We start from the raw sequence: 22085 nt of genomic DNA on the forward strand, positions 1-22085 counted from the left end.
ATTCTTCACGGTTTCCTCCCGCTCGCGATGGTCACGAGCAAGCTCTCCAGCGCGAGCAGAGGGGCGACGTTGCGCTCCAGCGACTGCCGCGTCTCGGCAAGGTGGTCAAGGACGACAAGGGTACGGGTGTCGGGCCAGGCGGAGGCGAGCGCCGTCAGTTCGGCCCGGAGCTCGCTGTTGATGAGGTCGTCGCCGCGTCCGAACTGCAGCATCACGACGTCGCGGAACAGCGACTGCAGATCGGTGAGCACCCGGTCGATGCCGTCCCGCAGGCTTCGAGTGGCACGCTTCTTCTGATCGTCTTCGAGGGCGGAGAGCTGCGTGCGCAGGGCCGGCGGCACGGCCTGCCCTTCCGCGACGCCGATCGTCCGCAGCAGCGAGGCGCGCTCTGCGGCGTCGCGTTCGGCCGTCAGCGCCTTCGCGTCCTCGGTCGCCGCCTGGATGATGCGCCCGGCCACCTCGACGGCGTCTCCGACACCGCGGACCCCGAGCACCGAGCGCAGCGTCTCGTCCCGTCGGCGCCGCGCCGCGTCATCGGTCGCGAGACGCTGCGCCATGCCGATGTGACGCTGCGCGTGCCGCGCCGCCTGCTCCGCGATGCCCTCGTCGACACCGGTGCGCAGGCTGATCAGACGCGCGACGTCGGCGACGTCGGGTTCGCGCAGCCGCAGCGACCGCACACGGGAGCGGATGGTCGGCAGCAGGTCGGCCTCGCTCGGGGCGCACAGGATCCACACCGTCTGCTCCGGCGGCTCCTCGAGCGCCTTCAGCAGCACGTTCGAGGTGCGCTCGACCATGCGGTCGGCGTCTTCGACCACGATGACCCGGTACCGGCCGGCCGAGGGGGCGAAGTAGGAGCGTTCGACGAGCGCGCGGGCCTCGGCGATCGTGATGATGACCTTGTCGGTGCGCAGCGCGGTCACATCGGGGTGCGTGCCGGCGAGCACCTGCCGCATCACCGTCTCGTCGTCGGGGCTGTCGGCGATGAGCGCCGCCGCGAAGGCGTACGCCAGGGTCGAGCGGCCCGAGCCGGGCGGACCGGTGATCAGCCACGCGTGCGACAGGGCCGCCGGGTCGGAGGCCGCGGCGCGCAGCGTGTCGACGGCGGCGTCCTGCCCCCACACATCCGCCCACGGGAAAGGAGCGGGAACGGTCTGGGGCATGCACTCAGCCTAATCGGGACCGCCGACGCGCACAGCGCCCCGCTCTCCCGATCGCGTCCGAGTCAGCCGAGCAGCGCACCCACGCGGGCGCGGATGCGGTCGGCGATCGCCTCGGGGCGCTCCGCAGCATCGAGCACCAGGAACCTCGCCGGCTCCGCCTCCGCGAGCGCCAGGTAGGCGTCGCGGACGCGGCCATGGAACTCCTCGCGCTCGGCTTCGAGCCGGTCGAACGGTTTGTCGTCGGCGTCGAGCCGGGTGCGGGCCGTGGCCGGGTCGAGGTCGAGCAGCAGCGTCAGGTCGGGAAGCGCTCCCTCGGCCGCCCACAGCGACAGGTCGCGGACCTCGGTCGCGTCGAGCACCCGGCCGGCGCCCTGGTACGCGACGGACGAGTCGAGGTAGCGATCCTGCAGCACGATGTCGCCGCGCTCGATCGCCGGACGGACGACGGTCGCGACGTGGTGCGCGCGATCGGCGGCGTACAGCAGCGCCTCCGCCCTCGGGGCGATGTCGCCGCGGTGGTGCAGGACGATGTCTCGGATCAGCTGACCCACCTCCGAGCCGCCGGGCTCACGGGTGCGCACGACCGTGCGCCCCTCGCCCTCGAGCCACTCTGCGAGCAGATTCGACTGCGTGGTCTTGCCCGAGCCGTCTCCGCCTTCGAGAGTGATCCACACGCCGCGACCTGAGGTCACGAGTCCGCCTTCTCCGCGGCCTTCGCCGCTGCGTTCGCCGCGCGGGTGGCCGCGGCCTTCTTCGCCGCCGCGGAGCGGGCCGCCGACGTCGCCGCCGTGGTCTTCTTCGCCGGCGCCTTCTTGGCCGTGGTCTTCGCGGCACCGCTCTTGGCCGCGGCGGTCTTGGCTGGAGCCTTCTTCGCCGGCGCCTTCTTCGCGCCGCGCTTCGGAGCAGGTCCCTTGGCGCGCTTGTCGGCCAGCATCTGCACCGCGATCTCGAACGTGATGTCCTCTACCTTCTGGCCCCGCGGGATGGTCACATTCGTCTCACCGTCGGTGACGTATGCCCCGAAGCGACCGTCCCGGATGCGGATCGGCTTGCCGCTGACCGGGTCGGCCTCGAACTCGGCGAGCGCGCTCGACGCCCGGCGACCGGCGCCGTACTTCGGCTGCGCGTAGATCTCGAGCGCCTGCTCGAGCGTCACATCGAAGATCTGCGACTCGCTCTCGAGCGAGCGCGAGTCGGTGCCCTTCTTGAGGTACGGTCCGAACCGCCCGTTCTGGGCTGTGATCTCATCGCCCGTCTCGGGGTCGACGCCCACGACTCGCGGCAGGCTCAGCAGCTGGAGCGCGGTGTCGAGCTCGATCGTGTCGACCGACATCGACCGGAAGAGCGAGGCCGTGCGGGGCTTCGGCGCCGCTTCCTTCTTCGCGCCGCGCTTGCGCTTCGCGCTGGCTTCCACGACTTCGCCGGTCGCCTCGTCCACGGCCGCATCATCGGGCACGGGGTCGTTCTCCTGCACGTACGGCCCGAAGCGGCCGTCCTTGACGACGATGATCTTGCCGTTCTCGGGGTTCTCGCCGAGCACCCGGTCACCGGCGACGGGAGCATCGATGAGCTCCTGCGCCTTCTCCGCGGTCAGCTCATCGGGCGCGAGGTCCTCCGGCACGTTGACGATGCGCGGCTTGGCGTCCGGGTTCTCGGGGTCGGCGACCTCGAGGTACGGGCCGTACTTGCCGAAGCGCAGCGTGGCCGTGTCCGTGATGCGCGTGGAGTTCAGCGCGCGGGCGTCGATCTCACCGAGGTTGTCGACGACCTGACGCAGACCCACGTGGGAGTCCGAGCCGAAGTAGAACGACTTGAGCCATTCGACGCGGTTCTGCTCGCCGCGAGCGATCGTGTCGAGGTCGTCCTCCAGCGCGGCGGTGAAGTCGTAGTCGACGAGCTCGGCGAAGTGCTCCTCGAGCAGCCGGACCACGCTGAAGGCGAGCCAGGTCGGCACGAGCGCCTGCCCGCGCTTGACCGCGTAGCCGCGATCGAGGATGGTCTCGGGGATGGTCGCGAACGTCGAGGGACGCCCGATGCCCTTCTCCTCGAGCACCTTCACCAGCGAGGCTTCGGTGTAGCGCGGCTTGGGCGTCGTGCGGTGCCCCTTGGCCTCAGCCTCCGACAGTGCGAGCTCGTCGCCGACGGCCACGGCCGGGAGAGACTGGTTCTCCGCCGCATCGGCATCGCCGCGCTTCTCGTCGCGCCCCTCCTCGTAGGCCTCCAGGAAGCCCTTGAAGGTGTAGACGGTTCCGGACGCCGTGAACTCGGCGAGCTTCGCTGCGCCGGCGCCGTGCTTCTCCGTGTCGACGGCGATCGTGACCGTGGTGGTCTCGTACTTCGCGTCGGCCATCTGGCTGGCGACGGTGCGCTTCCAGATGAGGTCGTAGAGGCGCTGCTCGTCACGGTCCATCTCCGACGACACCGAAGCCGGGGTGCGGAAGGTCTCGCCGGAGGGGCGGATGGCCTCGTGCGCCTCCTGGGCGTTCTTGCTCTTCGACTTGTAGACACGGGGCTTGAGCGGCACGGCGCTGTCGCCGTAGAGCGCGACCGCCTGGCTCCGCGCCGCCTGCACCGCCTGGGTGCTCAGCGCCGTGGAGTCGGTACGCATATAGGTGATGTACCCCTTCTCGTACAGACGCTGCGCGACGCTCATCGCCTGCTTCGCGCCCATGGAGAGCTTGCGACCGGCCTCCTGCTGCATCGTGGAAGTCGTGAACGGGGCGTAGGGGCTGCGCGTTCCCGGCTTGGCCTCGACCTTGGTGACGGTGCCGGCGCCGGTGGCGTCGACGGCGTCGGCGAGTGCGGTCGCCGTGGCCTCGTCGAGGACGACCACCGCCTTCTTGAGCTTTCCGGTGTCGTCGAAGTCCGTGCCGCGGGCGAGCTGTCCCCCGTCGACGCGGACGAGGCGGACGCGGAAGGAGGTGCCGGCGGCCGCGGCGGCCGCGTCGACGTCCCAGTAGTCGGCGGAGACGAAGGCCATGCGCTCGCGCTCGCGGTCGACGATCAGGCGGGTGGCGGCGGACTGCACGCGTCCGGCGGAGATGCCGGTCTTGACCTTGTACCAGAGCACGGGCGAGACGTCCCAGCCGTACAGCCGGTCGAGGATGCGGCGGGTCTCCTGCGCGTCGACGAGCGCGTGATCCAGCTCGCGGGTGTTCCCCACAGCGGCCTGGATCGCGTCCTTGGTGATCTCGTGGAAGACCATGCGCTTGACGGGAACCTTGGGCTTCAGGGTCTCGAGCAGGTGCCAGGCGATCGCCTCGCCCTCACGGTCCTCATCAGTGGCGAGCAGGAGTTCGTCGGCGGTCTTGAGCGCACGCTTGAGCTCCGCGACGGTCTTGGTCTTGCGATCCGAGACGACGTAGTAGGGGTCGAAGCCGTTCTCGATGTCGATCGAGTACTTCCCATAGGCCTTCTTGTCGTCGGCCGGGATGTCCTTCTTGTCAGCCAGGTCGCGGATGTGGCCGACGGAGCTGAGCACCTCGTAGCCGTCGCCGAGGTATCCCTGAATAGACCGCATCTTCGTCGGGGACTCGACGATGACGAGCTTCTTGCCTTCAGCCAAGGGGCGTCCTTTCTTCGAAGCACACCATACACACCACTGTGTGGGGTCGTTCACAGTGAGGGAGGTCGCGCGGCCGTCACTGTCCCTCGGGTGGCCCGGCACGGGCTCGGGAGACGGCTGCGAGTCCAGCGTACGCCGACTGCACCTGCACGGTCGCCACGAAGCCCTGGAAGACGCAGGTCGTGAGCGCGGCGCCTCCTGCTCGCGCCACCCGTTCGGCGACGGCGCACGGGGCCTCCGCGCTGGGCACCGCACCGCTGGCGACGTCGGCCGCGGCGAGCGCTGCGGCGTCCGCGGCACCGGCCGCGCGCTGCGCCGTCACGGCGGCGCCGCCGACAGCGGCGAGCCCGAGCGACAGAGTCGCCGCGACGGCCAGCACCCCGGCGGCCACGGCGGAGCCCGCCATCAGAGTCCCCCCTCGAGCGCACAGCTGTGCGCCGAGAGGGGAACCCGGACGAGAGCTCCGACCGCCACCTCGACCGAGGCCGTCACGCACACCACATCGCCGGAGATCGAGGACGACACCGCCGCGCCGGGAACGGCCGCCTGCACGACGCGCTGGGCGGAGCCGGCGCCCTCACCGCGACCCAGCAGTCGCGCCGCGTCCGCGGATGCGTCCTGGAGCAGGACCTGTCGGGATGCTGCGCCGAGCGCCCCCGCCCCGAGCAGGAGAGCCAGGACGACCGCCGGAAGAGCGAGCGCGAGCTCGGCAGCGACGGCCCCTCGCTCGTCTGCGCGCCCGGCCGCGGGGCCGCGTCGTCCGCGATGTCCTCTCGTCGCCGTCCTGCGGTGCATCACGACACCGTCAGCGCCCGTCGCACGAGATCCGTGAGGATGCCGCGCACCTCGTCGGATCTCATGATGGCGACGAGCAGACCGGCGAAGGCCACGGCGGCCATGGTCGTGATGGCGTACTCGGCGGTGGCGGCTCCGGTCTCGTCGTCGAACAGGGCGGCGGCGCGGCGGCGATCCAACCGGGGAATCGCGTTCATGGTGTTCCTTCTTTCTGTCGGATGCTCGCGCATCGGGATGGGGTCAGGACGGCAGAGGGGTCGCGGCGAGGACGCTGAGCAGCAGCGGCGCCACCCCGAGCAGGAGGAAGGCGGGCAGCGTGCACACGCCGAGCGGGAGCAGCAGCTGCGTCGAGAGCCTGGCCGCGCGCAGCCGACCCTGCACTCTGGCGGAGTGACGGTCTTCGGCGGCGGAGGCGCGGAGGAGCTCCACGGCGGGTACACCCGCCGCCCGCGACAGATCGAGCACGGCGCGGACCCGCCCCTCGCCCTCTCCCGGCGCGGCGGTCTGCGAGACGAGCTGCAGAGCGCGGTCGATGGATGCGCCACCCGCGAGCGCGACCGCGACCAGTTCGGCGCGCATCCCCGGCGTCCCCGGAGCGGGGGCGGCCTTGCGCAGCAGTCGCCCGGTCCAGGCCCGGGCAGCCAGCACGAGGAGCAGGCCGCAGACCGCGCACGCGAGTCCCAGCGGGTTCCGGGTGATGACTCCCACACTGTCGAAGCCGAGGGCGAACCCGAGCAGGAGACCGGCGAGCGGCATCCAGAGCAGCAGGCGCGCCGTGCCGGCCGGTTCGGCGAGGGCGATGCGCACGTCGTCGGCCGCGGACGCCGCGTCCCGAAGCGTCTCCGCGATCATCCGGAGGACCTCGGCGAGCGGCGCACCCACGATCGTGGCGATCTCCCACGCGGCGGCGAGTTCTGCCCACACCCCTTTCTCCGCCTCGATCGCAGCGACGATGGGAGTCCCCTCGTCCACACGCTCGATCACGGCGATCGCGTGCGGATCCCCGGTGTCGGCGAGGTGACGCCACGCCACGAGCGGCACAGCACCGGCCTGCAGCAGCACCGCCAGCGTCTGCACGGAGGCGGCCGCGTCGGTCGTCGCCGCACGCTCCGACGTCGAGACGGCGCGACGGCTCACCACGGTCGCACCTCTTCGATGTCGAGGCGGTCGTCGACGATGACCAGGCGTCCCGCCTGCCGGATGCGCCGGCCGCCCCCGGGCGCGCGGTCCAGGTGGAGGACCACCGTGAACGCGCTGACCGCCTGCCGCGCCAGCGCAACGGCGTCCATCCCGGCGAGGGCGCCCAGCGCCTCGAGCCGGGCGGGGACATCGTGCAGCCCGCTGGCGTGCAGCGTTCCCGCGCCGCCGTCGTGGCCGGTGTTGAGCGCGGTGAGCAGCTCGCGCACCTCTTCGCCACGGCATTCCCCCACCACGAGCCGGTCGGGTCGCATCCGGAGCGACTCGCGGACCAGGCGGGCGAGGGCGATGCCACCCGCCCCTTCCAGATTGGGCTGTCTCGCCTCGAGGGCGACGTGATGGGGATGCCGCGGACGCAACTCGGCGACGTCCTCGATCGTGACGATGCGCTCGCCCGGAGGGACCTCCGACAGCAGCGCCGAGAGCAGCGTGGTCTTGCCCGTCCCGGTTCCTCCGGTGATGAGGATGTTCGCGCGCTCCGCAACGAGCCGCAGGAGCCAGCGCTGCTGCGGGGCCTCGAAGGTTCCCAGCGCCGCGAGCGCCCCGAGGTCGGCCGCGCGCACACGAGGGATGCGGATCGACAGCGCGGTGCCCGTGGTCGAGACGGGCGCGAGAACCGCGTGCACGCGGATGCCCGACGCGAGACGCACGTCCACGCACGGCGCCTGGTCGTCGAGGTGCCGTCCGCCGAGACCGACGAGGGACACCGCGAGGTCGCGGACCTCGCGCTCTGACGCGCGCCAGCCGGGCACCGACTCCGCGCCGGCGCCCCGATCGAGGAACAATCCGCCCGCCCCGTTCACGAAGACGTCCGTCACCGACTCGTCGATGTGCGCCAGGAGCGGACCGAAGGCCGGGTCCAGGTGCGGACGCGCGCTGGGGGCCGTCGGCGCCGTGACGGCGTGCTCCGCTCCCCGGGGCTGGATGACGAACGAGTGTGCCATGCCGCGACGCTACGCAGGCTGCGTGCACGAAGAGCCGCGGTCCGTGAGCTCGAGCCGAGGACTGTGCAGAAGCCGCTTCCCCGTCGCGCGGTGCAGGGACCCGGTGCGCACAGACGACCAGAGACCGAGAGCGCTCCCAATGGAATGGGCGGCATCTCACGGGGGGAATGAGATGCCGCCCACGGCGGGCCGCGATCGGGGGAATCGGGCGCGCCAAGGCCGGAATGAGATTTCGGCTGTCGTCGAGTGTACGCAAGGCGACCGTCCTGACAAAACCGGGAGGAGTACCCACTTTCGGCAGTATGCGGCGCAGGGAGCCGAGGATAGATTCGCCCTGACCTGGTCGACCCACCCCCCTCGACCACGCTCGCAAGACCCGTATGCCGCAAAGGAGCGCCTGCCGATGAGCAGCCAGATCGACCACCTTCTCGACGAGACCCGCAAGTTCCCGCCGTCGGAGGAATTCGTCGCCCAGTCCGTCTCGTCCCCCGAGCTCTACGAACGGGCCGCCGCAGACCGCGAGGCCTTCTGGGCGGAGCAGTCCCGCGAACTGCTGCACTGGCACAAGCCCTTCACGCAGGTCCTGGACTGGTCGACCCCGCCCTTCGCGAAGTGGTTCGACGACGGGGAGCTGAACGTCGCCTACAACTGCCTCGATCGTCATGTCGAGGAGGGCAACGGCGACCGCGTCGCCCTGTACTGGGAGGGTGAGCCTGGCGACTCCCGACGCATCACCTACGCCGAGCTCACCGACGAGGTCAAGCGCGTCGCGAACGTGCTCGAAGGCCTCGGCATTGGCCAGGGCGACCGGGTCGCGATCTACCTGCCGATGATCCCGGAGGCCATCGCCTCCATGCTCGCGGTCGCGCGCCTCGGCGCGATCCACTCCGTCGTGTTCGGCGGGTTCAGCGCAGACAGCCTGCGCTCGCGCATCGACGACGCGGGCGCCAAGCTCGTCATCACGGCCGATGGCGGCTACCGCAAGGGACGGGTCTCGGCGCTCAAGCCGGCCGTCGACCAGGCCCTCGCCGACCGCGGCGACGGCGAGCAGCAGACCGTGGAGCACGTGCTCGTGGTCAAGCGCGGCGAGAACGAGGTCGAGTGGACCGAGGGACGCGACGTCTGGTGGCACGATGTGGTCCCCGCGGCCTCCCCCGACCACACCGCCCAGGCCTTCCCCGCCGAGAACCCCCTGTTCATCCTCTACACCTCGGGCACCACCGGGAAGCCGAAGGGCATCCTGCACACCTCGGGCGGCTACCTCACCCAGGCCGCGTACTCGCACAAGTACGTCTTCGACCTCAAGCCCGACACGGACGTGTACTGGTGCACGGCGGACATCGGGTGGATCACTGGTCACACGTACGTCACCTACGGCCCGCTGGCGAACGGCGCGACCCAGGTGCTCTACGAGGGCACCCCCGACACCCCGCACCCCGGCCGCTGGTGGGAGATCATCGAGAAGTACGGGGTCTCGATCTTCTACACCGCGCCGACCGCGATCCGCTCCTTCATGAAGATCGGCCGCAGCGTCCCGAAGAAGTTCGACCTGTCGTCGCTGCGCCTGCTCGGATCGGTCGGAGAGCCCATCAACCCCGAGGCGTGGATGTGGTACCGAGAGGTGATCGGCGCCGGAAAGACCCCCATCGTCGACACCTGGTGGCAGACCGAGACCGGCGCCATCATGGTGTCCGCCCTGCCCGGCGTGACCGCCACGAAGCCCGGCTCCGCGCAGGTGCCCCTTCCCGGCATCTCGATCGACGTGGTCGACGAGCAGGGCGTCGAGGTGGGCAACGGCAGCGGTGGACTGCTCGTGGTCACCGAACCCTGGCCGAGCATGCTGCGCGGCATCTGGGGCGACCCCGAGCGCTTCCGCGAGACGTACTGGGAGAAGTTCGAGGACCAGGGCTACTACTTCGCCGGCGACGGGGCACGACTGGATGAGGACGGCGACCTGTGGTTGCTCGGCCGCGTCGACGACGTCATGAACGTGTCGGGACACCGGCTGTCGACGGCGGAGATCGAATCCTCGCTCGTGGCGCACGAGGCCACAGCGGAGGCCGCCGTCGTCGGCGCCTCCGACGAGACGACGGGCCAGGCGGTCGTCGCCTTCGTCATCATCAAGGAGAGCTACCTCGCCGAGCACGAGCCGGCCGGGCTCGCCCAGCAGCTGCGACTGTGGGTCGGAGAGCAGATCGGCGCCATCGCCCGTCCGCGCGACGTGTACATCGTCGGCGAGCTGCCGAAGACCCGCTCCGGCAAGATCATGCGCCGCCTGCTGCGCGACGTCGCGGAAGGCCGGGAGGTCGGAGACACCACGACTCTCGCCGACACCGCGGTGATGAGCATCATCTCGGCGCAGGTGAAGTAACGCGAGACCCCGGGTCAACGCCGAGACCCCCTGCTGCAGACGTCTGCAACAGGGGGTCTCGACATTTGCCCGGGGTCTCAGCGAACCGTGGGTTGCTGAGCCTGTCGAAGCATCAGGCGAGGAGGAAGGTCACCTCGACCTCGACCGGGCTGCCGAGCGGAAGCTCCGCGACGCCGACGGCCGCACGCACGTGGCGTCCCGCGTCGCCGAAGATCTCGCCCAGGACGTCGCTGGCGCCGTTGACGACACCCGGCTGACCCGTGAATCCCTCTGCCGACGCCACGAATCCGCCGACCCGGAGCACGCCGGCGATGCGGTCGACGCCACCGGCGGCGTCGGCTGCGGCTGCGAGCGCGTTGAGGGCGCAGGTGCGGGCGTAGGACTTCGCATCCTCCGCGGAGACCTCGGCGCCGACCTTGCCGACGGCCGGGAGCGCGCCGTCGACGAAGGGCAGCTGTCCCGACGTGTAGACGAGTCCGGCGTGGACGGCCGCGGGCACATACGCGGCGACCGGAGCGGCGACGGCGGGGAGCTCGATGCCGAGCTCGGTGAGGCGGGCGGCGACGCTCATGCCTGGCCTCCCTCGAACTGACGCGCTGCCTGCTCGGCGGCGGCGAGACCGGCGTTCGCCGAGGCATCCGTGCTGACCGGGCGCTTCAGGTAGGCGACGAGACCGCCCTCCGGCCCCTGCACGACCTGCACGAGCTCCCAGCCCTGCTTGCCCCAGTTGTTGAGGATGGCTGCCGTGTTGTGGATCAGCAGCGGCGTGGTGAGGTACTCCCACGTGGTCATGGCACTCCTGTCGGTCGGGGCGCGACACCGGAATTCCGGGGCGCCTCGTCAAAGGCGGTATTCAGGGAACTCCCCTACGATCAGCGTATGCCCCAAAAGAATCGCACGGTGAGAGGCGTGCTCGGCGGTCTCGTCGGGCTCGTCGGCCTGAGCGCCGTCGCCGGACTCCTCGTCACGGCCAGCGTCACCCCGGTCCTCGCGATGACCGGTCTCGCAGGCACCCAGGCCCTCACCCTCTTCAATCAGCTCCCGGAGAACCTCAACCCGGGCACGCCGATGGAGCAGTCGACGATCTACGCGACGGCACCGGACGGCTCGACGGTCGAACTGGCATCCTTCTACGAGCAGAACCGCGTCCCGGTGACCTACGAGCAGGTCGCTCCCGTGCTGTACGACGCGATCCTCTCGAGTGAGGACAAGAACTTCTACAGCCACGGCGGCATCAACATCGGCGCCACCGTGAAGGCACTGGTCGACAACGTGCGCCAGACCTCGAGTCGCGGCGCCTCGACCATCAGCCAGCAGTTCGTGAAGAACGTGCTGATCCAGGAGTGCGAGAAGGACGTGGACACCTCCTCCGACACGTACTCCGAGGACCTGCAGGCGTGCTGGACCAAGGCCACACAGGCGAAGGGCGCTGAGGGCATCGAGCGCAAGCTGCAGGAGATGCGCTACGCGATCCAGATCGAGAAGGACGTCTCGAAGAACGACATCCTCCTCGGCTACCTGAACATCGCCAACTTCGGCGGCACGGTGTACGGCATCGAGGCCGCCGCGCGCTACTACTTCTCCACGTCGGCCGCGAACCTCACCGTGGCGCAGGCCGCCACGCTCGCCGGCATCGTGCAGAACCCGAACACCTACCGGATCGACAAGCGCGAGGGCACCTACACCGACAAGGAAGGTGTCGCGCACAACGGCGAGGCGGACGGATACAAGGACACCAAGGACCGTCGCCACTACGTGCTCGGCCGCATGCTGGCTGACGGAAAGATCACGCAGGCGCAGTACGACGAGGCGGATGCATCGGAGATCACCCCGACGATCACGACGCCGACGCAGGGCTGCGCCGGCGCCGGCCGAAACGCCTACTTCTGCCAGTACGTGAAGTCGATCGTCGAGAACGACGAGGCCTTCGGCGCCACCAAGAAGGACCGCAGCGATCTGCTGCGCCGCGGTGGCCTGAAGATCTACACCTCTCTCGACTTCCGCGTCCAGGACCCGGCCGCCCAGACCATGGCCGACGTCGTCCCCGCGAACTTCGACAACAAGTACTTCGGCGCCGCAGGCGTGTCGATCGAGGTCGGCACCGGCCGCATCCTGTCGATCACGCAGAACACCCAGTTCCTCGAGACCCCGACCGACGATCAGGCGTACTCCTCCCTGGTGTTCGCCGGCGATCAGAAATACGGCAACTCGGGCGGCTTCCAGGTCGGATCGACGTACAAGCTGTTCACCCTCATCGACTGGCTCGAGAAGGGGCACTCGGTGCGCGAGGTGCTCAACGGCGCCGTGCAGACGAACCTGAAGATCCCGGTCTGCGAGGTCCCACAGACCACCGACACGTCGAAGATCGGCAACTTCGGTCGCACCCGCGGCTACACGGGCTCCGTCATGAACTTCACCGCCCAGTCGCTCAACAGCGGGTTCTTCGCGATGGCCTCGAAGCTCGACGTCTGCGACATCAACAAGGTCGCCGACAAGATGGGTGTCACCCTTGCGAACGGCGGCAAGGTCACCGATGAGAACGTGCCGTACGACATCCTGGGACCGAAGAACATCTCGCCCATCGCGATGGCGAACGCGTATGCGACGGTCGCCAGCGGCGGCACGTACTGCACACCGCGCGCGATCGACAAGGTGATCGACGCCGACGGCAAGGAGCGACCGCTCCCGAAGTCGAGCTGCACCGAGGGCGTGCTGAGCAAGGAGGTCGCGGCCACCGCGGCGTACGCCCTGCAGGGCGTCATGGCCAGCGGCGGAACCGGAGCTCGGGCGAACCCGTTCGACGGCACCCCACTGATCGGCAAGACCGGAACGCACGACCTCTGGTCGACGATGATGATCGAGTCGAGCACGAAGGTCGCCACCGCCGTGTGGGCCGGGCGCTCGAACGGAAACCACGACAACGTCTTCAACGTGTGGACCGGCAGCCACAGGCTCAACGAGGTGCGGTACCCGCTCGCGGAGGCAGCCCAGCACGCGGCGAACATGGCGTACGGCGGCGACCCGTTCCCGCAGCCGGACAACAACCTCATCCGTCAGGTGCGCGTCGACGTTCCGAACGTCATCGGGCAAACGGTGGAAGAGGCGACCGCGACGCTGGACCGTGCCGGGTTCTCGGTGTCGGTGGGTCAGCCGACCGACAGCGACCAGCCGACCAACATCATCGTCGCGCAGGATCCTTCGGGGCAGGCGGCCGCAGGCGCGACCATCACGATCTCGCCCAGCAACGGCCTCGGAGCCTCGGTGCCCGACGTCACCGGTCAATCGCAGGCCGCTGCGGGAGCTGCGCTCATCGCCGCCGGCTTCACGTCGATCGACTTCGAAGGCTCCTGCAACGCGAAGGGCGCGACCGTGACGGCGACGGATCCCGCGGCGAACACCGCGGCGACCAAGTCGACGCCGGTCAAGGTCTCATGCGACTAGACGCAGGCCGCACGGCACACCCGGCCCTCATCGCGCTCGGCGCGGTGGGGGCCGCGGGTGTGGCCGCAGCGGTCTGGGGAATCGGCATCGAACGCTACCTCTTCACGGTGCGCGAGGTGTCCGCGGAGGCGTTGCCGGCGGGCTCCGCTCCGCTGCGCATCCTGCACGTCTCGGACGCCCACATGGCACCGTGGCAGCACCGCAAGCAGGACTGGTTGGCCTCGCTCGCCGAGTTCAAGCCCGACCTCATCGTGAACACGGGTGACAACCTGGGCCACCGCGACGGCCTCGACGGCATCCGCCGGGCGTTCGCTCCGCTCGCAGGCATCCCCGGGGTGTTCGTGCACGGCTCGAACGACGTCACCGCCCCCTCCCCCCGCAACCCGCTGCGCTACTTCCTCGGCCCGTCGAAGAAGAAGCAGGATCCGCCGCTCCTCGACACCGAGGCGATGGACGCGTACTTCACGGACGAGCTGGGCTGGACCGATCTGAACAACGCCGCAGCCCGGCTCGCCGTCGGCGGGCGCGAGATCGCTCTCTTCGGGGTCAACGACGCCCACCGCGATTGGGATCGCCTCGAGGACCTCCCCGACGCGATCGCCGCCCTGGGCCCGCGCGACGACGCAACGGCGATGCTCGGTGTCACTCACGCGCCCTACCAGCGTGTGCTCAACGGGTTCATCGACCTGGGTGCGGACGCGATCCTCGGCGGACACACGCACGGCGGTCAGGTGTGCCTCCCTGGATACGGAGCCCTCGTCGCGAACTGCGACATCCCGCTCTCCCAGGCGAAGGGGCTCAGCACCTGGTCGCACGACGGCCGGACCGTGCCGCTGAACGTGAGCGCCGGCTGCGGACACTCCATCTACGCCCCGGTGCGCTTCGCGTGTCGACCGGAGGCGACGCTGCTCACGCTCACGGCACGGAGCTGATCGGACTCTCGATTCGGCGCAGGGAGCATTTCCCTGTAGACTCGGAGGGTTGCAAAACGGGGTGTGGCGCAGCTTGGTAGCGCGCTTCGTTCGGGACGAAGAGGTCGCAGGTTCAAATCCTGTCACCCCGACCAGTGACACGAGAAGGCCGCCCGCAGGGGCGGCCTTCTCTGTATCGGGATCGCGACCGTGTCGCTCCCCTCGCGCTCCTCTCGGCGTGCACCTTCTAGGCTGGAGACACCATGACCGCGCCCGCACTCGTCGCCTTCGACCTCGATGACACGCTCGCTCCGTCCAAGGGCCTGATCGACCCTCGGATCGCCGACCTGCTCGTGGCGCTGCTGCGCTCGGTCGACGTCGCCATCATCTCGGGTGGCAATGAGACGCAGTTCCGCACCCAGGTGGTGGCTCGTCTCGGCGATGCGGATGCCGCCGATCTCGCCCGCCTGCACCTCCTGCCGACCTGCGGGACCCGGTATTTGCGCCACGACGGCGCGGACTTCACCTCCGTGTACGCGCACGATCTCAGCGCCGCGGAGAAGCGGGCCGCGCTCACGGCGCTCCGGGAAGAAGCCGAGCGGCTCGGACTCTGGGAAGCCGAGCCCTGGGGCGACATCCTCGAGGACCGCGGCTCGCAGATCACGTTCTCCGCGCTCGGCCAGCGTGCCCCCCGCGAGGCGAAGCACGACTGGGACCCGACGGGCGCCAAGCGTGCCGCCCTGCGCGACGCGGTCGCCGCCCGCCTCCCCGGGCTCGAGGTGCGCTCCGGCGGCTCCACGTCCATCGACATCACGCAGGCGGGCATCGATAAGGCCTTCGGCATGCGGCAGCTCTCGACCCACACGGGGATCCCCCTCACCGACATGCTGTTCTACGGCGACCGTCTCGATGAAGGCGGCAACGACTATCCGGTCCTCGCGATCGGCGTTCCGTCCGTGGCGGTCGAGGGCTGGGAGGACACCGCCGCCAAGCTCGAGGAGCTGCTGCGCACGCTGTGACCCCGAGGGCGTCGCAGCACCCCGATTCGCCCGCGTGCCCCTAGCATGGCGTCATGGATGCGCTCCTCGTCGTCATCGTCGTCGCAGCTGTCGCCAGCGCTCTGTGCTGGGTGCTGTCGCTGATCACGCGGGACACCTCATGGGTGGACCGGGCGTGGTCGATCGTGCCGGTCGTCTACGTGTGGATCTTCGTCGCCGGCGCCTTCGCCGACGACCGGGGTTCGGCACGGGTGGTGCTGATGGGTGTGCTCGCAACGGCCTGGGGAGCGCGGCTGACGTTCAACTTCGCCCGCAAGGGCGGCTACACCGGCATGGAGGACTACCGGTGGGCGATCCTGCGCCAGCGGATGCGCCCCTGGCAGTTCCAGGTGTTCAACGTGCTGTTCATCGTCTGCTACCAGATGACGCTGCTCGTGCTCATCACTCTGCCCGCTCTCGTCGCGGCAGAGCATCCGTCCGCGCTCACGGTCGGGGATGCGGTGTTCATCGCCGCGTTCCTCGCCTTCCTCGTCGGCGAGACCGTCGCGGACCAGCAGCAGTGGAACTTCCACCAGCGCAAGAAGCAGGCCGGCGGCACCCTGGCTCCCGGCTTCGCGACGGACGGGCTCTTCCGCTACAGCCGCCACCCGAACTTCTTCTTCGAGCAGGCGCAGTGGTGGGCGTTCTACGCGATCGGCGCCACAGCTGCCGTCGCCTCGGGAGCGGGTGTCATCGGCGGCGTGTTCAATCCGACGATCGTCGGCGCGGTCCTGCTCACCGTCCTGTTCATCGGCTCGACGATCTTCACCGAATCGATCACCGCCTCGAAGTATCCCGCGTACGCGGAGTACCGGCGCACCACGTCGATGCTCATCCCGTGGCCGCCGCGCTCCCGGGCCGTGGCTCCGCAGTCCTGACGCGGGCCACGGCGCCGGGAGGCCGTCAGCGGACGCGGGCCTCGGTGGCGGCGCGGGTGACCGGCACGAGGCGGGTGAGCTGCGTCACGTGTCCCGGTTCCAGTTCGGCGAGCGACGAGACGCCGAGCAGTCGCATGGTGCGTTCGATCTCGCCGCGCAGGATGGCGATCGTCCGATCCACGCCCTGGCGTCCGCCGGCCATCAGTCCGTACAGGTAGGCGCGTCCGATCAGCGTGAAGTCGGCGCCGAGAGCCACGGCCGCGACGATGTCGGCGCCGTTCATGATGCCGGTGTCGATCATGACCGTGAAATCGTCGCCCACGGCCTGCCGCACCTCGGGCAGCAGGTGGAACGGGATCGGCGCACGGTCGAGCTGACGGCCGCCGTGGTTGGAGAGCACGATGCCGTCGACCCCCGCGTCGCGCAGGCGTACGGAGTCCTCGACGTTCTGCACACCCTTGATGACGATCTTGCCGGGCCAGATGTCGCGGATGACGGCGAGATCGTCGTAGCTGATGGTCGGGTCCATCGCCGCATCCAGCAGCTCTCCCACGGTGCCGCCGGTCGTGCTGAGAGAAGCGAACTCCAGCTTCGGTGTGGTGAGGAAGTCATACCACCACCACGGACGCGGGATCGCGTTGATGATCGTGCCCAGAGTCAGCTGCGGCGGGATGCTGAAGCCGTTGCGCTTGTCGCGCAGGCGGGCGCCGGCGACGGGGGTGTCGACCGTGAACTGCAGCGTGTCGAATCCGGCGGCCGCAGCGCGGCGTGCGAGCTCGTACGAGATCTCGCGATCGCGCATGACGTAAAGCTGGAACCAGTTCCGTCCCAGTACCGGTCCGCGAGGCTCGCTGAGGGTCGCGTCTCGCACACCCTCGATGGAGGTCGTGCCGAGCGTGGAGAGCGTGAACGGGATGCCGGCGGCCGCCGCGGCCCCGGCACCGGCCACCTCTCCCTCGGTCTGCATGAGCCTCGTGAATCCGGTGGGCGCGATGCCGAACGGCAGCGCGGAGGGCCCACCGAGGATCTCGATGCTCGTGTCGACGTCGGGAGCGGGCTTGAGGATGCCCGGGTGGAACTCCACGTCCTGGAACGCCTGGCGCGCGCGGCTCAGCGACAGCTCGCCCTCCGCTGCACCGTCGGTGTAGTCGAAGGCAGCCTTCGGGGTGCGGCGCTTGGCGATGATGCGGAGATCATCGATCGTCAGCGCCGCATCGAGACGACGCTTCCTGCCGTTCAGCTCGGGCTTCTTGAACTTCATCAGCTCGAGGAGCTCTCGGGGGTTGGGGACCTGACGCTGGACCATGGGGACCTCTCAGTCGTGGGGATGGGCGGCGCGGGTGAGACCCGCTGACGTGTAGTAGCCGGTGATGTGGGTGTGCACGAGGCGTCGAGCGGCCGGCACGTCGGCATCGTCGATCGCGGCGACCAGGGCGCGGTGCTCGGCGCGGAGCCGGGCGGCCATCGCCTCCCAGTCCTCGATCGCGGCCACACCGGACTGCACGTACGACTCGATCGAGGAGCGGAGGCCCGCCATCATCGCCGCGATGACGGTGTTGCCGCTCGCCTCGGCCAGGGACAGGTGCAGCTGCGCGTCGAGCGCGAGGAACTCGGCAGGAGTCAGGCCGGGGGCATCCATCGCCTCGAGCAGCCGGTGCGCTCGCGTCGTGTCCCGATCTGGGGAACCGGCCATCGCTGCGACGACCGCGTCCTCGAGCACGAGGCGCGTGCGTACGACGTCGTCCAGCGGGAAGCCCTGAGCGGCGACCTGCAGCCGCAGCAGCGCCGACATGCCGCCGGTCGGGGTCGCGATGACGATGGCGCCGGACTGGGGGCCGGAGCCGGTCGCGGTGCGGATGAGTCCCATCACCTCGAGCACGCGGAAGGCTTCCCGCACGCTCGATCGGCCGACGCCGAGCTCCGTCGCCAGGTCACGCTCGGAAGGCAACCGGTCGCCGGGCCCGAGGCGCCCCTCGAGGAGGTCGCGCTCGATGTGCTCGAGCACGAGTCGCCATGCGCGCGCTGGCTGCTCCGACATGCGGCCTCCTGTGGTCAGACCACAGCGTACTCCCCTGTGGTCAGACCACGCAAACGGGGCGCGCTCATCAGGACGCCCCCGAGCGGCGGTACGAGGGTCGGGAGTGTTCGCGACGGCGTCAGCCCAGGCGCCCGCCGGATTCCTCGAGGTAGCACGTGCCGCAGAGCGATTCGTACGTCGTCACCTCGGGCGATGCCGATCCGGTCGCACCCTCGTCGATCGCGACCTGGTCGCCGTCGAAGACGAAGCGTCCCCCGACGACACGTCCGTTGAACACCGCCTTGCGACCGCAGCGGCAGATCGTCTTGAGCTCCTCGAGCGAGTGCGCGATCGCGAGCAGTCGCGCCGAGCCGGGGAACGCGTGGGTGAGGAAGTCGTTGCGGATGCCGTATGCGATCACGGGGATGCCGTCCTCCACGGCGATGCGGAAGAGATCGTCGACCTGCGTCGGCGTGAGGAACTGCGCCTCGTCGATCAGCAGGCACGCCACATCGCTGGGCCCCTCCGGCAGCAGCTCGTCGTCCGACGCCTGCTGCATGCGCGCGCGGTGCTCAGCGAACACGGCTCGCGCGTCCTCCTCCGGTGCGATCAGGAAGTCGACGGGGCGGGTGACGCCCAACCGGCTCTCGATCTCCCCCGCGCCCTTCGTGTCGATGGCGGGCTTCGCGAGCAGCACGTGCTGGCCGCGCTCCTCGTAGTTGTAGGCGGCCTGCAGCAGGGCGGTCGACTTGCCCGAGTTCATCGCGCCGTAGCGGAAGTAGAGCTTCGCCACGGCGCGCCTCAGACGTTGATGCCGAGCGCGGCCGCGGTGGCTTCGGTCGACTGCTCCGCGAGCGCCGGGTCCGCGTTGAGCTTCTTGCCGAAGGTCGGGATCAGCGCACGGAGCTCGGGCTCCCAGCCGGGGTACTCGTCCGGGAAGCAGCGCTTCAGCAGGTCGAGCATGATCGGAACCGCGGTGGATGCGCCAGGCGAGGCGCCGAGCAGACCCGCGATCGAGCCGTCCGCCGCGGCGACGACCTCGGTGCCGAACTGCAGGACTCCGCCCTTCTTGGGGTCCTTCTTCATGACCTGGGCGCGCTGACCGGCGTTGATCAGCGTCCAGTCCTCGTCCTTCGCCGTCGGCATGAACGTGCGCAGACTGTCGACCTTCTTGGCGTGATTCTTCAGCAGTTCGCTGATCAGATACGTGATGAGATCGGGGTTCTTCACGGCCACCTGCAGCATCGGCAGCAGGTTGTGCGCCCGCACCTGGGACACGATGTCGAACATCGAGCCGTTCTTGAGGAACTTCGGACTGAACGTCGCGAACGGTCCGAACATGAGGGACGCCTCGCCGTCGACCACGCGGGTGTCGAGGTGCGGCACCGACATGGGCGGGGCGCCGACCGACGCCTGCGAGTACACCTTGGCCTTGTGCTGCGCCACGATCTGGGGATCGGTGGTCTTCAGGAACTGGCCGCCGATCGGGAAGACGCCGTAGCCCTTGATCTCAGGGATGCCGGCATTCTGCAGGAGCTTCAGCGCCCAGCCACCCGCTCCGACGAACACGAACTTCGCGCGGATGTCGTTCGGCGTGCGACCGATCGTCGTGCGGTACTTGACCAGCCAGGATCCGTCCTTCTGACGCTTGAGCGACTTGACCTCGTGATTCGTCCGCACCGAGACGCCCGACTTCCGGAGGTGATCGAACAGCTGGTGGGTCAGGGCCCCGAAGTCGACGTCCGTCCCGGCGGGGACGCGCGTCGCGGCGAACGGCTCGCCCTTGCGTCGCTGCTGCATCAGCAACGGCGCCCACTTGTTGATGACGCGAGAGTCCTCGCTGTACTCGATCCCCGCGAACAGAGGCTGCTCCTTGAGCACCTCGTAGCGGTTCTTGAGGTAGGCGACGTCCTTCTCGCCCCGCACGAACGTCATGTGCGGCGTCGCGTTGATGAACGTGGACGGCGCGTCGAGCACACCCTTCTCCACGAGAGAGGACCAGAACTGGCGACTCTGCTGGAACTGCTCGTTGATCGACACGGCCTTGGCCGGGTCCAGCGGCGCATCCCCCTGCTGGGGCATGTAGTTCAACTCGCACAGGGCGGCGTGGCCCGTGCCGGCGTTGTTCCACGGGTTCGAGCTCTCCTGAGCCACATCGGAGAGTCGCTCGAAGGCGACGATCTTCCACTCCGGCTGCAGCTCGTGCAGCAGAGTACCCAGGGTGGCGCTCATGATGCCACCGCCGATCAGGACGACATCGACGTTTTCAGTCACCCGAACAGTCTAGTTCGCGGCCACGGCACCGCAGACCATCGCGGTCAGGCGACGGCCTGGGCGCTGCGGAACCGCACGAGCCCAGCGGTCAGGCGACGGCGGCCAGACGCTGAGCCAGCACCTCGGCGATCTGCACGGCGTTCAGCGCCGCACCCTTGCGGAGGTTGTCGTTGCTGACGAACAGCACGAGTCCCTTCCCCTCCGGTGCGGACTGGTCAGCGCGGATGCGACCCACGAAGCTCGGGTCCTTGCCGGCGGCCTGCAGCGGCGTCGGCACCTCATCCAGCACGACGCCGGGCGCCGCGCTCAGGATCTCGCGGGCGCGCTCCGGCGTCAGGTCGCGGGCGAACTCGGCGTGGATCGTCAGGGAGTGGCCCGTGAACACCGGGACGCGCACGCACGTGCCTGCGACACGGAGATCGGGCAGTTCGAGGATCTTCCGGCTCTCGTTGCGGAGCTTCTTCTCCTCGTCGGTCTCGTTGTCCCCGTCATCGACGAGGTTGCCCGCGAACGGGATCACATCGAACGCGATCGGCGCGACGTACTTCTCGGGCTCGGGGAAGTCGATCGCGGAGCCGTCGTGCACCAGCCGAAGCGTGTCCCCCTGCGCGAGGACTCCCTCGACCTGACCGAGCAGCTCCTGCGCGCCGGCGAGCCCCGACCCGGACACGGCCTGGTAGGTGGAGACGATCAGACGCTCGAGTCCGGCCTCGGCATCGAGCACCTTGAGGACCGGCATGGCAGCCATCGTGGTGCAGTTCGGGTTGGCGATGATGCCCTTCGGGCGGTCGTCGATCGCGTGCGGGTTGACCTCGCTCACCACGAGCGGGACCTCGGGGTCCATGCGCCAGGCGCTGGAGTTGTCGACAACGACCGCACCGGCCTCGGCGAACCGCGGGGCGTAGGCCCGGCTGGCCGTGGCCCCGGCCGAGAACAGCGCGATGTCGATGCCGGCCGCATCCGCGGTCTCGACATCCTCGACGATGACGGTGGCTCCCCCGAACTCGATCGCGGTGCCCGCAGAACGGGACGAGGAGAACAGCCGCAGCTCGCGGATCGGGAACGAACGCTCCGCGAGAATCTCGCGCATCACGGTGCCCACCTGGCCGGTGGCGCCGACGATGGCGACGGAGAGTCCTGATTCGGAGATGCGGGTCATGATGTTCCTTGGCGTCGTGCGGTACTGCGTACGAGGCTTCGGGCGCGGCGTCGGGATGCTGATGCTGCGCCTGGCGCCGGTGTCAGGGTTTCGGCGAGTCTATCGCGCCCCCGAGTACCGCCGGGTCATTCGTGACGCGCCGCCGCTCGCACCGCCGCCGGTTCAGGCAATCCCACGAGAACAGGCAGGAACGCGGCCCACCTGCCTGATGCGGGCAGGCTGCCTGATACGGGCAGGCTGCCTGATGCGGGCAGGCTGCCTGATACGGAGCGCCTTGATGCGGGCTTGCCGTCAGACGCGGGCTGAGCCCCTGTCGCGGGGAATCAGGCATAG

Annotated in this window: 20 protein-coding genes and 1 tRNA gene; 6 read left to right on the top strand and 15 right to left on the bottom strand. The window is 69.5% G+C overall.

Translation table 11 applies throughout. The features are described from left to right. Positions 1-5: 5 nt before the first annotated feature. The 8 genes from CSX12_RS14095 to CSX12_RS14130 all read right to left on the bottom strand — a co-directional run bounded on the left by CSX12_RS14095 (position 6) and on the right by CSX12_RS14130 (position 7664). Complete coding sequence (locus CSX12_RS14095) at positions 6-1163, bottom strand: DNA polymerase III subunit delta' (protein WP_026049622.1); 1158 nt, start codon at positions 1161-1163, stop codon at positions 6-8. A gap of 62 nt (positions 1164-1225) precedes the next feature. Then, positions 1226-1855, bottom strand: coding sequence for a dTMP kinase (gene tmk / locus CSX12_RS14100; RefSeq protein WP_124896201.1), 630 nt, complete (start codon positions 1853-1855; stop codon positions 1226-1228). Further along, a complete protein-coding gene (gene topA / locus CSX12_RS14105) occupies positions 1852-4728 on the bottom strand; it encodes a type I DNA topoisomerase (RefSeq protein ID WP_124896202.1) in 2877 nt (958 codons plus the stop codon). Before topA ends, tmk begins: the two co-directional genes overlap by 4 nt. Positions 4729-4804: 76 nt before the next feature. Then, positions 4805-5134 carry a helicase gene (locus CSX12_RS14110; protein ID WP_124896203.1) on the bottom strand — a complete coding sequence of 110 codons (330 nt, stop codon included), beginning with the start codon at positions 5132-5134 and terminating at the stop codon, positions 4805-4807. Continuing rightward, a complete protein-coding gene (locus CSX12_RS14115) occupies positions 5134-5523 on the bottom strand; it encodes a TadE family type IV pilus minor pilin (RefSeq protein ID WP_124896204.1) in 390 nt (129 codons plus the stop codon). The genes CSX12_RS14110 and CSX12_RS14115 overlap by 1 nt, the downstream gene beginning before the upstream one ends. After that, entirely contained in the window at positions 5523-5720 is a 198-nt protein-coding gene (locus CSX12_RS14120) for a DUF4244 domain-containing protein (RefSeq protein WP_017201452.1), read from the bottom strand. Before CSX12_RS14120 ends, CSX12_RS14115 begins: the two co-directional genes overlap by 1 nt. A gap of 43 nt (positions 5721-5763) precedes the next feature. Continuing rightward, the gene (locus CSX12_RS14125; RefSeq protein WP_241160470.1) at positions 5764-6660 is read right to left on the bottom strand and encodes a type II secretion system F family protein; all 897 of its coding nucleotides are present in this window, start codon (positions 6658-6660) and stop codon (positions 5764-5766) included. After that, positions 6657-7664: a TadA family conjugal transfer-associated ATPase gene (locus tag CSX12_RS14130; RefSeq protein WP_124896206.1), complete on the bottom strand. Its 1008-nt coding sequence runs from the start codon at positions 7662-7664 to the stop codon at positions 6657-6659. The genes CSX12_RS14125 and CSX12_RS14130 overlap by 4 nt, the downstream gene beginning before the upstream one ends. Before the next feature lie 403 nt (positions 7665-8067). On the opposite strand from CSX12_RS14130, the gene acs reads away from it, so the two are divergent. Next, positions 8068-10035, top strand: coding sequence for an acetate--CoA ligase (acs, locus tag CSX12_RS14135; protein ID WP_124896207.1), 1968 nt, complete (start codon positions 8068-8070; stop codon positions 10033-10035). A 112-nt stretch (positions 10036-10147) separates the two neighbouring features. Here acs and CSX12_RS14140 read toward each other — a convergent pair whose 3' ends face one another. Together CSX12_RS14140 and CSX12_RS14145 are read right to left on the bottom strand one after the other, a co-directional pair. Then, positions 10148-10606, bottom strand: coding sequence for a RidA family protein (locus tag CSX12_RS14140; RefSeq protein ID WP_124896208.1), 459 nt, complete (start codon positions 10604-10606; stop codon positions 10148-10150). Then, positions 10603-10827 carry a hypothetical protein gene (locus CSX12_RS14145; protein WP_017201457.1) on the bottom strand — a complete coding sequence of 75 codons (225 nt, stop codon included), beginning with the start codon at positions 10825-10827 and terminating at the stop codon, positions 10603-10605. The genes CSX12_RS14140 and CSX12_RS14145 overlap by 4 nt, the downstream gene beginning before the upstream one ends. Before the next feature lie 87 nt (positions 10828-10914). Here CSX12_RS14145 and CSX12_RS14150 point away from each other — a divergent pair, with 87 nt between their 5' ends. From CSX12_RS14150 to CSX12_RS14170, 5 genes are all read left to right on the top strand, one after another. Continuing rightward, positions 10915-13476, top strand: a complete 2562-nt coding sequence (locus CSX12_RS14150) for a transglycosylase domain-containing protein (RefSeq protein ID WP_225855745.1) — start codon at positions 10915-10917, stop codon at positions 13474-13476. Further along, the gene (locus tag CSX12_RS14155) at positions 13467-14408 is read left to right on the top strand and encodes a metallophosphoesterase (RefSeq protein ID WP_124896209.1); all 942 of its coding nucleotides are present in this window, start codon (positions 13467-13469) and stop codon (positions 14406-14408) included. Before CSX12_RS14150 ends, CSX12_RS14155 begins: the two co-directional genes overlap by 10 nt. Before the next feature lie 57 nt (positions 14409-14465). Continuing rightward, positions 14466-14542 (top strand) — tRNA-Pro (locus CSX12_RS14160). A 108-nt stretch (positions 14543-14650) separates the two neighbouring features. Next, positions 14651-15406: an HAD-IIB family hydrolase gene (locus CSX12_RS14165; RefSeq protein ID WP_124896210.1), complete on the top strand. Its 756-nt coding sequence runs from the start codon at positions 14651-14653 to the stop codon at positions 15404-15406. Positions 15407-15459: 53 nt separating this feature from the next. Continuing rightward, entirely contained in the window at positions 15460-16302 is an 843-nt protein-coding gene (locus CSX12_RS14170; RefSeq protein ID WP_124896211.1) for a DUF1295 domain-containing protein, read from the top strand. A gap of 25 nt (positions 16303-16327) precedes the next feature. On the opposite strand, the gene CSX12_RS14175 is transcribed toward CSX12_RS14170, so the two are convergent. The 5 genes from CSX12_RS14175 to CSX12_RS14195 form a co-directional block, all read right to left on the bottom strand. Further along, positions 16328-17608 carry an alpha-hydroxy acid oxidase gene (locus CSX12_RS14175; protein WP_124896212.1) on the bottom strand — a complete coding sequence of 427 codons (1281 nt, stop codon included), beginning with the start codon at positions 17606-17608 and terminating at the stop codon, positions 16328-16330. 9 nt (positions 17609-17617) lie between these two features. Continuing rightward, complete coding sequence (locus tag CSX12_RS14180; protein ID WP_124896213.1) at positions 17618-18340, bottom strand: GntR family transcriptional regulator; 723 nt, start codon at positions 18338-18340, stop codon at positions 17618-17620. Positions 18341-18458: 118 nt separating this feature from the next. Continuing rightward, on the bottom strand, positions 18459-19112 hold the full coding sequence (locus CSX12_RS14185) for a thymidine kinase (protein ID WP_124896214.1): 654 nt from the start codon (positions 19110-19112) through the stop codon (positions 18459-18461). A gap of 8 nt (positions 19113-19120) precedes the next feature. Further along, complete coding sequence (locus CSX12_RS14190) at positions 19121-20593, bottom strand: malate:quinone oxidoreductase (RefSeq protein WP_017201465.1); 1473 nt, start codon at positions 20591-20593, stop codon at positions 19121-19123. 88 nt (positions 20594-20681) lie between these two features. After that, the gene (locus CSX12_RS14195; RefSeq protein ID WP_017201466.1) at positions 20682-21752 is read right to left on the bottom strand and encodes an aspartate-semialdehyde dehydrogenase; all 1071 of its coding nucleotides are present in this window, start codon (positions 21750-21752) and stop codon (positions 20682-20684) included. Between the last annotated feature and the right edge of the window lie 333 nt (positions 21753-22085).

This window comes from Microbacterium sp. Y-01, assembly GCF_003856715.1.
GTDB classification, from domain to species: domain Bacteria; phylum Actinomycetota; class Actinomycetes; order Actinomycetales; family Microbacteriaceae; genus Microbacterium; species Microbacterium algeriense.